Source organism: Streptomyces sp. NPDC051104 (genome assembly GCF_040682835.1).
In the GTDB taxonomy this organism is placed as follows: Bacteria; Actinomycetota; Actinomycetes; order Streptomycetales; family Streptomycetaceae; genus Streptomyces; species Streptomyces cynarae.
In genome coordinates this window covers 1-12,670 of sequence record NZ_JBFBBS010000001.1, presented here as the reverse complement: position 1 = coordinate 12,670, position 12,670 = coordinate 1, and the positions used below count along the sequence as shown (strand labels likewise).

General features: G+C 72.0%; 10 protein-coding genes. 7 read left to right on the top strand and 3 right to left on the bottom strand.

Translation table 11 applies throughout. The features are described 5' to 3' along the window. Positions 1 to 295: 295 nt before the first annotated feature. Positions 296 to 1,687, top strand: coding sequence for a cation:dicarboxylase symporter family transporter (locus tag AB0N14_RS00050; protein WP_366023465.1), 1,392 nt, complete (start codon positions 296 to 298; stop codon positions 1,685 to 1,687). A gap of 277 nt (positions 1,688 to 1,964) precedes the next feature. On the opposite strand, the gene AB0N14_RS00045 is transcribed toward AB0N14_RS00050, so the two are convergent. Further along, positions 1,965 to 2,582, bottom strand: coding sequence for a TetR/AcrR family transcriptional regulator (locus AB0N14_RS00045; protein ID WP_366023464.1), 618 nt, complete (start codon positions 2,580 to 2,582; stop codon positions 1,965 to 1,967). 167 nt (positions 2,583 to 2,749) lie between these two features. Between AB0N14_RS00045 and AB0N14_RS00040 the strand changes: the two genes are divergently transcribed. After that, positions 2,750 to 4,429, top strand: coding sequence for an MFS transporter (locus tag AB0N14_RS00040; protein WP_366023463.1), 1,680 nt, complete (start codon positions 2,750 to 2,752; stop codon positions 4,427 to 4,429). A 106-nt stretch (positions 4,430 to 4,535) separates the two neighbouring features. After that, positions 4,536 to 5,306, top strand: a complete 771-nt coding sequence (locus AB0N14_RS00035; RefSeq protein WP_366023462.1) for a DUF2127 domain-containing protein — start codon at positions 4,536 to 4,538, stop codon at positions 5,304 to 5,306. Between the two features lie 54 nt (positions 5,307 to 5,360). Here AB0N14_RS00035 and AB0N14_RS00030 read toward each other — a convergent pair whose 3' ends face one another. Beyond that, positions 5,361 to 6,512, bottom strand: a complete 1,152-nt coding sequence (locus AB0N14_RS00030) for a serine hydrolase domain-containing protein (RefSeq protein WP_366023461.1) — start codon at positions 6,510 to 6,512, stop codon at positions 5,361 to 5,363. A 180-nt stretch (positions 6,513 to 6,692) separates the two neighbouring features. Here AB0N14_RS00030 and AB0N14_RS00025 point away from each other — a divergent pair, with 180 nt between their 5' ends. From AB0N14_RS00025 to AB0N14_RS00010, 4 genes are all read left to right on the top strand, one after another. Then, positions 6,693 to 7,121 (top strand): MerR family transcriptional regulator, encoded by a 429-nt coding sequence (locus AB0N14_RS00025; RefSeq protein WP_366023460.1) that lies wholly within the window; start codon positions 6,693 to 6,695, stop codon positions 7,119 to 7,121. Further along, positions 7,118 to 7,450 carry a thioredoxin domain-containing protein gene (locus AB0N14_RS00020; protein WP_366023459.1) on the top strand — a complete coding sequence of 111 codons (333 nt, stop codon included), beginning with the start codon at positions 7,118 to 7,120 and terminating at the stop codon, positions 7,448 to 7,450. The genes AB0N14_RS00025 and AB0N14_RS00020 overlap by 4 nt, the downstream gene beginning before the upstream one ends. Before the next feature lie 141 nt (positions 7,451 to 7,591). Further along, a complete protein-coding gene (locus AB0N14_RS00015) occupies positions 7,592 to 9,907 on the top strand; it encodes an ATP-dependent DNA helicase (RefSeq protein WP_366023458.1) in 2,316 nt (771 codons plus the stop codon). Between the two features lie 54 nt (positions 9,908 to 9,961). Beyond that, entirely contained in the window at positions 9,962 to 11,371 is a 1,410-nt protein-coding gene (locus AB0N14_RS00010) for a cytochrome (RefSeq protein WP_366023457.1), read from the top strand. A 394-nt stretch (positions 11,372 to 11,765) separates the two neighbouring features. On the opposite strand, the gene AB0N14_RS00005 is transcribed toward AB0N14_RS00010, so the two are convergent. Continuing rightward, the coding region (locus AB0N14_RS00005) for an alpha amylase C-terminal domain-containing protein (RefSeq protein ID WP_366023456.1) at positions 11,766 to 12,670 on the bottom strand (905 nt) is incomplete at its 5' end.

The window sequence follows — 12,670 nt, the reverse complement described above, 5'->3', positions numbered from 1 at the left end:
GTTCAGTCTGCCTCGCCGTTCCCGCTGTCCGTATAAGCGTGAACTAAATGAACGGAAGGGTGACCGCCCTCACACGGGCGGGAGATAGTCACCGCATCCCCCGGGAGCGTGCGCCGCCTCCCGGACCCCGGGAGTGCACCTCCCGGATCACGGGAGCACGTCTCCCGGAATCCTGGGAGTACGCCTCCCGGACCCCGGGAGTACGCCTCCCGGACCCCGGGAGTACGCCTCCCGCCATCCCCCGGACGTGAGCCGCACGCCGGATCAACCGACGACGTCGTCGAGGAGGGCAGCCGTGGCCAGCACAGCCCGAACGGCACCTGCCGCGCCCGCAGCCAAGCGGGACCGCACCCACTATCTGTACATCGCCGTGATCGTCGCGGTGGCGCTCGGCATCGCCGTGGGCCTGGCCGCCCCCGATGCCGCGGTCCAGCTCAAGCCCCTCGGCACGGGCTTCGTGAACCTGATCAAGATGATGATCTCGCCGATCATCTTCTGCACGATCGTGCTGGGCATCGGTTCGGTACGGAAGGCCGCCAAGGTCGGGGCCGTCGGAGGTATAGCCCTCGGCTACTTCCTGGTGATGTCCCTGGTGGCGCTCGCCATCGGCCTGGTGGTGGGGAACGTCCTGCACCCGGGTGAGGGCCTGCACCTGACGAACGCGATCAAGCAGGCGGGCCACGCGCAGGTGTCGTCCGACGCGCTGCCGCCGGTCGACTTCGCGCTCTCGATCATCCCGACGACGTTCGTCTCCGCCTTCACCGAGGGCCAGGTCCTGCAGACCCTGCTCGTCGCGCTCCTCGCCGGGTTCGCGCTGCAGGCGATGGGCTCCGTCGGCACGCCGGTGCTGCGCGGCATCGAGCACATCCAGCGGCTCGTCTTCCGCATCCTCGCCATGGTGATGTGGGCCGCGCCGATCGGCGCCTTCGGTGCCATCGCGGCCGTCGTCGGCTCCGCCGGCCTGGACGCGCTCAAGAGCCTCGCCGTGCTGATGCTCGGCTTCTACGTGACCTGTGTCCTGTTCGTCTTCGTCGTGCTCGGCGCGGTGCTGCGGATCGTCTCGGGCCTCAACATCTTCTCGCTGCTGAAGTACCTCGGCCGCGAGTTCCTGCTGATCCTGTCCACGTCCTCCTCCGAGTCCGCCCTTCCGCGGCTCATCGCCAAGATGGAGCACCTGGGCGTCAGCAAGCCGGTGGTCGGCATCACCGTCCCGACCGGCTACTCCTTCAACCTCGACGGCACCATGATCTACATGACCATGGCGTCGCTGTACATCGCCGACGCGCTGGGCACGCCGATGTCCGTCGGCGAGCAGATCCCGCTGCTGCTCTTCCTCCTCGTCGCATCCAAGGGCGCGGCGGGCGTCAGCGGCGCCGGCCTCGCCACGCTGGCCGGCGGTCTGCAGTCCCACAAGCCCGCGCTGGTCGACGGCGTCGGACTGATCGTCGGCATCGACCGCTTCATGAGCGAGGCCCGCGCCCTGACGAACTTCGCGGGCAACGCCGTGGCCACCGTCCTGATCGGCACCTGGACGAAGGAGATCGACAAGGAGCGGGTCCGGCAGGTGCTCGCCGGACAGCTGCCCTTCGACGAGACCACGCTGCTGGACGAGGGCCGCTCGGCGGCCCCGGTCGACGAGGCCGAGGTGGCCGGGCAGGACGGCGACAAGGAGCTGGCCAAGGCGTAGGCGCTCGGCTGTGGCGGCGGTCCGGAGCCGCGGGCCGTCTGTGGCTGGTCCCCCCCAAGTTCTCGGCTTCGCTCGAACAGGAGATCCCCACCGCGGCGGAGCCGCATGAAGTCGCGCCCCGCGCCCCTTACGGTCGGGCCCCGCGCCCTTACGGTCGGGCCCCGCGTCCCTTGCGGGGCGCGTGAGCCCAGCCCTCCCGAAAGAACGCCGAGCGGTCGAGCCTCCCCCCGTGGGCCCGGCCGCTCGGTTCTTTCGTATGTCCGGACGCTTTCGGACCTCAGCCCCTCAGTGCCGCCACCAGCTCGCCGGCCCGCTCGGCGGGCACCCCCGCCGCGGTCAGCAGCGTGACCGCGGCCGAACCGCCCGCCTCCCGCGCTGCCAGCAGGCCGTCGTTCACCGCCTCCATCAGCGCGAACAGCATCTGCTCGTGCACATACGCCAGCGCCTGCGGCGGCAGCGGTGATGCGAAGACGCCCTGCTCCAGACCGCGCGCCAGGATCTCCGCGCACGCCCTGCGGACCGGTGCCAGCCGGTCGCGGATGCCCTGCACGGTGACGCTGCGCTGGGCCAGCGCCACCAGGATCCGGTAGCGGTCGGCGACCTCCCACACCGCGAGCGCAGAGCGGGCCAGCGCCTCGGCCGGGTCCGTGACGCCCTCGCGGCCCGCCGCGTGCGCCGCCGCCACCGCCTCCACCGCGCCGTCGACGAGGGTGCTGATCAGCGCCTCACGGCTCGGGAAGTGCCCGTACACCGTGCGCCGTACGACGCCCGCGGCGCGGGCGATCTGGTCCATGGACGCATCCGGGTCGCGCAGCAGCTCGGCCAGCGCGACATCCAGGATGCGGCGGCGGTTTACATCGGCCCGGCTGGCGTTACCCGTGGTCATGGCTGCCATTGTGCACGGCCCAGCGTGGTGTCCGTACGCCTCCGCATGGCCTCCATCTCCTCTATTTGCACACCGCTGTGCAATGCCGTATCTTGCACAGCATTGTGCAGTTGCACGTTGATGTGCAAGTTGCTGTGCACGTCATAGGGCGATGGAGGAGAGGAAGGCCCGCACTCATGCGTCTCGTCATGAACGAACCGGTCGAGAGGACGGACCGGCCCTACCCCCGGCGGTGGTGGGCGCTGCTCGTGCTCTGCCTGAGCCTGCTGGTCATCGTGATGGCGAACACCGCCCTCACCGTCGCCGCCCCCGACATGACCCGCGACCTCGGCCTGTCCAGCGCCGACCTGCAGTGGGTCATCGACGGCTACACCGTCCCGTACGCGGCGCTGATGCTGCTGCTCGGCGCGATCGGCGACAAGTACAGCCGACGCGGGGCGCTGGTCCTCGGTCTCGTCGTCTTCGGCGGCGGCGCCGTCTTCGGCTACCTCGCCGACAGCGCCGCCACCGTGATCGCCGCACGCGCCGTGATGGGAGTCGGCGCCGCGCTGATCATGCCCGCCACGCTCTCCCTGCTCGCCGCGACCTTCCCGCGCGCCGAACGCGCCAAGGTGATCACCCTGTGGACCGCGACCGCGGGCCTCGCCATCGCGGCCGGACCGGTCGTCGCCGGAGCGCTGCTCAAGGACCACGGCTGGTCCTCGACCTTCCTGATCAACGTGCCGATCGCCGCCGTCGCCCTGGTCGCCGCCTTCGTCCTGGTCCCGCCGTCCAAGGCCGCCCACCACGACCGGATCGACGTCGTCGGCGGACTGCTGTCGGTGGTCTGGATCGGCTCGCTCGTCTACATGATCATCGAGGGACCGCACTTCGGCTGGGGCACCAGGGCCGTCACGGCCGCCGTGGTCGCGGGCGTCGGACTCGCGCTGTTCGTCGCCTGGGAGCTGCGCCACCCGCGCCCGGTCCTGGACGTGCGCCGCTTCGCCCACCGCCGCTTCGCCGGCTCCAACCTCGCCGTCGCGCTGTTCTTCCTGGCGGTCTTCGGCGCCTTCTACTACCTCACCCAGCACCTGCAGTTCGTCCTCGGCTACGACGCCCTGCAGACCGGTGTGCGCATGCTGCCGCTCGCCGGAGCCGTGTTCGTGGGCTCGGCGCTGACCGGGTTCCTCACCCCGCGCGTCGGTATGAGGATCACCGTCACCGCGGGCATGGTCGGCGGCACGGCGGCGCTCGCGCTGCTCACCCGCGTCGACGCCGGATCCACCTACGGCGACTTCGTGCTGCCCCTGGTGATCCTGGGCCTCGCGATCGGCCTCGCGCTCTCGCCCTGCACCGACGCGATCATGGGGGCGTTCCCGGAGTCCGAGCTGGGCGTCGGCGGCGCCGTCAACGACACCTCCCTCGAACTCGGCGGCTCGCTCGGCATCGCCCTCCTCGGTTCGGTGCTCGCCAACTCCTACTCCTCGCACCTGGCCGACGCCACCGCGGGCAGCCGGCTCCCGGCGAACACGCTGGACACCGCGCAGGACTCCGTCGGCGCCGGATACGCGGTGGCGCAGGGCATCGGCGACAAGGCCCGGCAGCTCGCCGAGCAGGCCGCCCACGCGGGCAGCGCCCAGCAGGCCGCACAGCTCAAGGCGCAGGCCGGCCGGCTCGCGGACGGCGCCCGGCAGATGGCCGACGCGGTCGGCTCGTCCTTCGCGGACGCCGTCGCCCACACCAGCCTGGTCGGCGCGGTGATCCTGGGGGTCGGCACCGTCCTGGTCGCCGCGCTGCTGCCGCGCAAGAGCCGCCCCGCGCAGCCCGCTGAGGAGCAGGCCGAGGAGCGGGAACTCGTCACCGCCGAACGCCACTGACCTCGGCGGGAACCCCGCGCCCTGCCCCCACGTCTCGTAGGACATGCACTACCGTGCCGTGCCGGAACGACCGGCACGGCACCTTCATGCGGGAGGCACGGGGGCAATGAAGATCGACTGGGACCGGCGCACCTGTGCGCGCCGCGGGCATGTGACCTACGCGCCGGACGACCCCCGGCTGCGGATCCGGCTGCACGCCCAGACCGCACTCGGGGACGTGTGGCGCTGCCTGCGCTGCGGGGACTTCGTGCTCGGCGAGCCGCACGGCTCGGGGCCGGCCGGCGACGCCCCGCTCGTGCCGCGCGGCAAGGTGCTGCGCGACCTGTTCATCCTGCGCTTCCTGGCGATCGAGCGGGCCGTTCGCGGGGTGTTCATCGTGCTGGTCGCGGTGGCGGTGTGGAGGTTCAGCAACAGCCAGGACGCGGTGCGGCGGCTGTTCAACGAGTACCTGGAGGTCTTCCGGCCGGTCTTCCGGCACTTCCACTACGACCTCGACCACTCGCCCGTGGTCGGCACCATCCAGAAGTCCTTCGGCTACCGGCACTCCACGCTGATCCTGGTGTCCGGGCTGCTGCTGGCGTACGCGCTGATCGAGCTGGTCGAGGCGGTCGGTCTCTGGTACGCCAAGCGCTGGGCGGAGTACCTGACGGTCGTCGCCACCGCGGCCTTCCTGCCGCTGGAGGTGTACGAACTCACCGAGTACATCAGCGGCCTGAAGATCGCGACACTGGTCCTCAACATCCTCGCGGTCCTCTACATCGCGTTCGCCAAGCGCCTGTTCGGGCTGCGCGGCGGCCGCAAGGCGTTCGAGGAGGAGCGGCGGAGCGCCTCTCTGCTGGAGGTGGAGGAGTCGGCGGGGGTCCTGCTCGCCCCCTGAACCGTCCCGGTCGGCCCCCAGCGGCCCCGCCGCCACCGGCCCTGCCCGGGCGCCTCATGACGTCCCGGCCGCGTACCGCCAGAAGTCGCGCATCAGGGCGGGCGGGGTCGGGCTCTCCATCGCGCGCTGGGTGAGCAGGATCGCGACCGTCCCGGTGGCCGGCACGACGTGGGCGCTGGTGCCGGTGCCGCCGACCCAGCCGTAGCGGCCGGGGACGGTCCATGGATCGGAGGCCGCGATGTCCACCGAGCCGCCGTAGCCCCAGCCCTGTCCCTCGAGGAAGAGGGCGGCCCTCGCGCGCTGCACCGGGGTGAGGTGGTCGGTGGTCATCCGGCGCACCGACTCCGTGGCCAGAACACGCCGGCCGTCGGGCGTGGTCCCGCCGGCCAGCAGCATGCGGGCGAAGGCCAGCCAGTCGGCGGCCGTACCGGCGAGGCCGCCCCCGCCGGACGGGAACGCGGGCAGGCCGCTCCAGGCGCCGTCCGGGGTGTCGGCGACCTCCAGGCCGCCCGTGCCGGCGCGGCGGTAGGCGGTGGTGAGGCGGTGTCGCTCGGTGGCCGGCACCTCGAAGGCTGTGTCGGACATGCCCAGCGGCTCGAGGATCCGCTCGGCCAGCACCTCGGGCAGCGGACGGCCGGTCGCCCGGGCGATCAGCACGCCCTGGAGGTCGGAGCAGGTGTGATAGAGCCAGGCCTCGCCCGGCTGGTACAGCAGCGGGAGGCGGGCCAGCTCGGCGACCCAGGTGTCCGGGTCGGGGAGGGCGCGCGGATCCGCGCCGGGCCTCTGCACCTCGAACAGGGCCTTGACCTGGGGCAGGGAGAAGTCCGACGGGAAGCCGTACCCCGCGCGGAAGGTCAGCAGGTCCTGGACGGTGATCTGCCGGGAGGCGGGCACCACGTCGTCGAGCGGACCGGCGGGGGTGCGCACCACGGTGGGGTGCGCCAGCTCCGGGATCCATACGGCGACCGGGGCGTCGAGCGCGAGGGTGCCGTCCTCCACGAGGGTCATCACGGCGGCGGCCACGAGGGGCTTGGTGATCGAGGCGAAGCGGAAGATCGCGTCGGGCGGCATCGGCTGCGCGCCGGTGGCGTCGAGGGAGCCGACCGCCGCGGTCTCCGTACGGCCGTGCCGCTCCACCAGGGCCACGGCGCCCGGCGCCCAGCCCTTGTCGAGGTACGTCTTCAGAAGGTGGTGCAGGGTGGTCATGGGTCCGTCCGTCCGCCGTCGCCGGGTCCTGTCACAGATGAGACCGCCGGGGCGGGCCGGAGTCATCGGTGCGCGCCGGGGGAGTGGCGGGATCTTTCCCGGGGCCCGCGTGACCGTCGGCGGCGTCGCCGTGCCTGCGGCCTTGCCCTGACGTCGGCGTCAAGGACTACCGTCACGGACATGCGAATCGGCGAGCTGGCGGCGCGGGCCGGGACCACCACGCGGACCCTGCGGTACTACGAGTCGCGGGGGCTGCTGCCCGCGCGGCGCGGCGACAACGGATACCGCACCTACGACGAGCGCGATCTGCGGCTGCTCCAGCAGATCCGCACCCTGCAGGACGTCGGGTTCGACCTGGAGGAGACACGGCCCTTCGTGGAATGTCTGCGGGCCGGGCACCCGGAGGGCGACTCCTGCCCGGCGTCGCTAGCGGTCTACCGGCGCAAGCTGGACGAACTGGACGCGCTGATCGGGGAGCTGCGGTCGGTGCGGGAGAAGGTCGCCGGACAGCTCGCGCGCGCCGAGCAGGCCCGCGACGGACTGGCCGCCGAGGCGCTGGTTCCGGGAGGTCCGGAACCGCTGTGCGAGCTGGGAGGGCAGGAGCGGTGATCAAGGCGAATGGTGTGGCCGAGGTGACGGACGCGGACTTCGGGGCGGAGGTGCTCGCATCGGATCTGCCGGTGCTGGTGGAGTTCACCGCCGACTGGTGTCCACCGTGCCGGCAGATGGGGCCGGTGCTCAGCTCCCTGGCTTTCGAGGAGGGTGACCGGCTCAAGGTGGTCCAACTGGATGTGGACACCAACCCGGAGACCACGAACGCCTACAAGGTGCTGTCGATGCCGACCTTCATGGTCTTCAGGAACGGCGAGCCCGTGAAGGCGATGGTGGGGGCGCGGCCCAAGCGGCGGCTGCTGGAGGAGCTGTCCGACGTGCTGTGATGGTGCCCCGCAGAGCCGAAATCCCCCGAGCGCAATTGCGCTCGGGGGATTTCTGTGCGTATATTCAATGATTCGCGACTTCAATTGAAGAGGATCGCGGGAGAACTTCAGTGAGCACAGTATATCCGGGCGGGAGCTGAATTGTCAAACACCGAATTTCCGGACGATGAATTGCGGCACGAACAGGAATTCATCGACGGGTTGTACGCGCGCGTGGACGCGCTGCGCGGCGACACCGAGGGTTCCGTCGCGGACGCGCTCGCCCAGGGCGACAAGCCCATGCAGGCCCGCCTGGAACGGGACATCCTCGTCGCCGAACGCTCGGGCCTGCTGGCCGCGCTGAACGCCGTGGACGGCTCGCTGTGCTTCGGCCGTATCGACCTCACCTCCGGGACGAGCCACCACATCGGCCGTATCGGACTGCGCGCCGACGACGCCGAGCGCACGCCGATCCTGATCGACTGGCGGGCCGAGGTCGCCCGCCCCTTCTACCTGGCCACCGGGCACACCCCGATGGGCCTGCGCCGACGGCGGCACATCTCCACCGAGGGCCGCCGGGTCACGGCCCTGCACGACGAGCACCTCGACGTCGCCGACCGCGAACGCACCGGCCACGAGGACCCCGCCGGGGACGACGTTCTGCTCGCCGCGCTCAACGCGGCCCGCACCGGCCGGATGAGCGACATCGTCCGGACCATCCAGGCCGACCAGGACCGCATCATCCGCGCACCCCATCGGGGAGTGCTGGTGGTGGAGGGCGGCCCGGGCACCGGCAAGACGGCCGTCGCGCTGCACCGCGCGGCCTACCTCCTCTACGAGCACCGGGAGCTGCTCGCCCGCCGCGCCGTCCTCATCGTCGGCCCGAACCCGGCGTTCCTCGGCTACATCGGCGAGGTGCTGCCCTCCCTCGGCGAGACCGGCGTGCTGCTCGCCACGGTCGGCGAGCTCTTCCCCGGCGTGAAGGCCACCGCCGCCGACACACCGCGGGCCGCCGCCGTGAAGGGCCGCGCCGAGATGGCCGACGTGCTCGCACGGGTCGTCGCCGACCGGCAGGCGCTGCCCGACCCGGTCGTCGCCATCGAGCACGACCGGGACGTCCTCCTGCTCGACGACGGGCTCGTGAACGTGGCCCGCGAACGCACCCGCGCCGCGAAGCTGCCGCACAACGTGGCGCGCGAGCACTTCGAGGGCCACATCCTCAACACGCTGACGGACATGGTCGCCGAACGGATCGGCACCGACCCGTACGACGGCTCGAACCTCCTCGACGCGAGCGACATCACCCAGATCCGCGACGAACTGGCCGAGAACCCGGAAGTCTGGGCCGCGATCGACCAGTTGTGGCCGCGCCTGACCCCGCAGCGGCTGGTCGCCGACTTCCTCGCCGAACCGGAGGGCCATGTGTCCGACGAGGACGCGGCCGCCATCCGCCGCCCGGTCACCCGCGCCTGGACGACGGCCGACATCCCGCTGCTCGACGAGGCGGCAGAACTCCTCGGCGAGGACGACCGTTCGGCCCGCGCCCGCGCCGAACGCGAGCGCGAGGCGCAGGTGTCGTACGCTCAGGGCGTTCTGGACGTGTCGTACGCCTCCCGGACGTACGAGTTCGAGGACAAGGAGGACAGTGACCCGGAAGCGTCGGAAGTCCTGTCCGCGCACGACATCATCGACGCCGAACGGTTCGCGGAGCGGCAGGAGGAGGCCGACCACCGCAGCGCCGCCGAACGCGCCGCGGCCGACCGCACCTGGGCGTTCGGGCACATCATCGTCGACGAGGCGCAGGAGCTGTCGCCCATGGCCTGGCGGCTGCTGATGCGGCGCTGCCCGACCCGCTCGATGACCCTGGTCGGGGACCCGGCACAGACGTCCGAGGCCGGCGGGGTCGGCTCCTGGTCGAAGATCCTCGCGCCCTACGTCGAGGACCGCTGGGAGCACACCCGGCTCTGCGTCAACTACCGCACGCCCGCCGAGATCATGGAGGTCGCGGCGGCCGTGGTCCGGGCGGAGCACCCCGGCTTCGAACCGCCGAGCTCGGTCCGTTCCACGGGCGTACGGCCGTGGGCGCGCCGCGCGGTGGACGATCTGCCCGGCACGGTGGCGAAGGCGGTCGCCGAACTCACCCCTGCCGAGGGCCGGCTGGCGGTGATCGCCCCGCGCGAGCTGCACCGGGCGCTGGCCGCGCGGTTCGACGGGGTGACCGCGGGCGGCGAACCGGACCTGACCCGGACCGTGGTCCTGCTCGACCCGCGCCAGGCCAAGGGCTTGGAGTTCGACTCCGTCCTGGTGGTCGAGCCGGGACGTTACGGCACGAGCGACCTCTATGTGGCGCTGACCCGGGCGACGCAGCGGCTGGGCGTGGTGCACAGCGGGGAGCTGCCGAAGCCACTGGCGGCGGCACTGCGGGACTCGGACGACGCGCGACCGAACGCAACGGAAACGGAGATCACCGGGGCATAACAGTTCACGCTGTGATCACCGGCCGTGCACGTCCGGTGCGGTATGCGTGTCGGTATGGACGCCCAACCGTGCGCGACCGCGCCGGCCGACAGCCCGTCGCTCGCCTCGCTGCCGGTACCACCGCTGCTCACCTCGGAGTTCGACGCCGATCCCGGGGGCGTGTACGAGCGGCTGCGGCGCACCTACGGCCCGGTCGCGCCGGTCGGGCTGATGGGGGTGCCCGTGTGGCTGGTGCTCGGCTACCGCGAGGTCCTTCAGGTGCTGCGGGACGAGAGCGTGTGGCGGCGGGACGTACGTTACTGGCGGGCCCGGGCGCAGGGGTGGCTCCCGGCGGACTGGCCGCTGCTCGCGGGCTACGAAGTGCGGCAGACGATGTTCATGGACGGCGACGAACACCGGGCGGCCCGCCGCACCCACCACTCGGCGCTGCGTCCCTTCCAGGACGGGCACACGCCGCAGGGCTGGGAGCTGCGGGCCGCCGTCGCCCGCTACACGGACGAACTGATCGGCGTGCTGGCCGCCGAGTCGGGGCCGACGGGGTTCGCGGACCTCGGGGCGCAGTACACACGGCCGTTGCTGCTGATGGTGACGACGCGGCTGTTCGGCTGCCCGGTGGAGCTGGGCGATGAGCTGGTCATGGACCTGTGGCGGATGCTCGACGGCGGGCCGGACGCGGGGGCGGCGACGGGCAGGGCGCTCGCGGCCATGACCCGACTGGCGGCGCACCGCAGGGCGCGGCCTGGTGACGACCTGACCTCGTACATGCTGCTGGCCGACCCGGACCTGTCGGACGAACAGCTGGGCCGGGAGCTGTTCATGAACGCGGTCTACCTCAACGACGTCACCGGGAACATGGTGCTGAACACACTCCTGGAGGTGCTGCGGGGCAACGCCACGGTGCGGCTGAGTCTGTCGGCCGGGCAGCTGGGGGAGACCGTGAACCGGGCGGCGCTGGTCAATCCGCCGGTGGCCAACATGTGCTTCCGCTTCGCGGCGCGGGACGTGCGGCTGGGCAACTTCTGGATCCGTGCGGGCGACGCGGTGTCGCCGTCGGCGGCGGCCGCGCACCGGGACCTGCTGGTGCTCGACTCGTCCTCGTCGGTGGACTCGACGATCAGTACGCGGGCGCATCTGGGGTGGGGGGCCGGGCAGCACCAGTGCCCGAGTGCGGCGCGGGAGCTGGGCGGGATGATAGTGACGACGGCGGTGGGGCGCGTCTTCGAGCACTTCGCCCAGGCGGAACTGACGTTGCCGCCCGATCAGTTGCCGTGGCGGTCGGGGCCGGTGGTGCGGGGGCTGCGGCTGCTGCCGATCCGCTACGAGTTGCACGGGGACGTGCCGCTGCCGGGTGCGCGTGGCTCCTCCGGGGGAGCCCCGGAACCCCCGGAGGGGCCGCGCGCAGTGGAGCGGGAGGCGAGGGGGTTGCTGGCGGGGCTGCGGCGGCTGATGTTCGGCGGTCGCTGAGCCGACCGCGAGGGTGTCTCGCCCCCGCAGCCCCTGCCCTTCCCGTCCCTGGGGGCTGCGCCCCCAGACCCCCGCTCGGCCTGAGCGGCCTCGTCCTCGAACTCCCCCAAGCTGTTCGAGCAGGGGGGACCCCCAGACGGGCTGAATGATGCCGACCGGCGCTGACAGATCAGGCCTCCGGCGGAAAATCAGCCCCTCCGGCGTTTGAGGAGCGGGGGGTCCGGGGGCCGACCCCCGAACGGAGTGTGGCGCGGAGCCCCACCGGGGTCTGGGGTGGAGCCCCCGGTGGGGTCTGGGGTGGAGCCCCCGGTGGGGTCTGGGGTGGAGCCCCGGCGGGGTTGAAGGGGTGGAGCCTCTGGGGATGGGACGGGTAGGGGCGGCGGGGGCGAGAAACCTAGGCCGGGCGGAGCCAGAGCGTTGACAGCGGCGGCAGCGTCAGGCGCAGGCTGGCCGCGCGGCCGTGCCACGGCGTGGGTTCCGGTTTCACGGGGCCCGGGTTGCGCACGTCGCTGCCTCCGTACGCCGCCGCGTCCGTGTTCAGCACCTCGTGCCAGGCCGGGACGTCGTCGGGCACGCCCAGGCGGTAGTCGTGGCGGACGACAGGGGCGAAGTTGGAAACCGCCAGCAGCGGGCTCCCCTCCGCGTCGTGGCGCAGGAAGGCCAACACGTTGTCGTCCGCCGCGTCGCCCACGACCCAGCTGAAACCGGACGGTTCGGTGTCCCGCTCCCACAGCGCCGGCGTGCCGCGGTACACGGTGTTGAGGTCGCGGACCAGGTCGCGCACCCCCCGGTGGTCCGCCTCCGCCCCGTACTCCGGGTCCAGCAGCCACCAGTCCGGCCCGTGCGCCTCCGACCACTCCGCGCCCTGCGCGAACTCCTGTCCCATGAAGAGGAGTTGCTTGCCCGGGTGCGCCCACATGAAGCCCAGGTACGCACGGAGGTTCGCCCGCTGCTGCCACCAGTCGCCCGGCATCTTCGACACCAGCGACCGCTTCCCGTGCACCACCTCGTCGTGCGAGATCGGCAGCACGTAGTTCTCGCTGTAGGCGTACACCATCGAGAACGTCATCTCGTTGTGGTGGTACGCGCGGTGGATCGGGTCGTGGGCCATGTATTCCAGCGAGTCGTGCATCCAGCCCATGTTCCACTTCAGCCCGAAGCCGAGGCCCCCGAAGCCGCTCGGCCCCCGGTGGTGCGTCGCCCGGGTGACGCCGTCCCAGGCGGTGGACTCCTCCGCGATCGTCACCACGCCCGGGCAGCGGCGGTAGACGGTGGCGTTCATCTCCTGCAGGAACGCGA

Coding starts and splice junctions, on each gene's coding strand:
- AB0N14_RS00010 (WP_366023457.1), top strand. CDS start 9,962: ATGGACGCCCAACCGTGCGCGACCGCGCCGGCCGACAGCCCGTCGCTC.
- AB0N14_RS00040 (WP_366023463.1), top strand. CDS start 2,750: ATGCGTCTCGTCATGAACGAACCGGTCGAGAGGACGGACCGGCCCTAC.
- AB0N14_RS00030 (WP_366023461.1), bottom strand. CDS start 6,512: ATGACCACCCTGCACCACCTTCTGAAGACGTACCTCGACAAGGGCTGG.
- AB0N14_RS00035 (WP_366023462.1), top strand. CDS start 4,536: ATGAAGATCGACTGGGACCGGCGCACCTGTGCGCGCCGCGGGCATGTG.
- AB0N14_RS00045 (WP_366023464.1), bottom strand. CDS start 2,582: ATGGCAGCCATGACCACGGGTAACGCCAGCCGGGCCGATGTAAACCGC.
- AB0N14_RS00025 (WP_366023460.1), top strand. CDS start 6,693: ATGCGAATCGGCGAGCTGGCGGCGCGGGCCGGGACCACCACGCGGACC.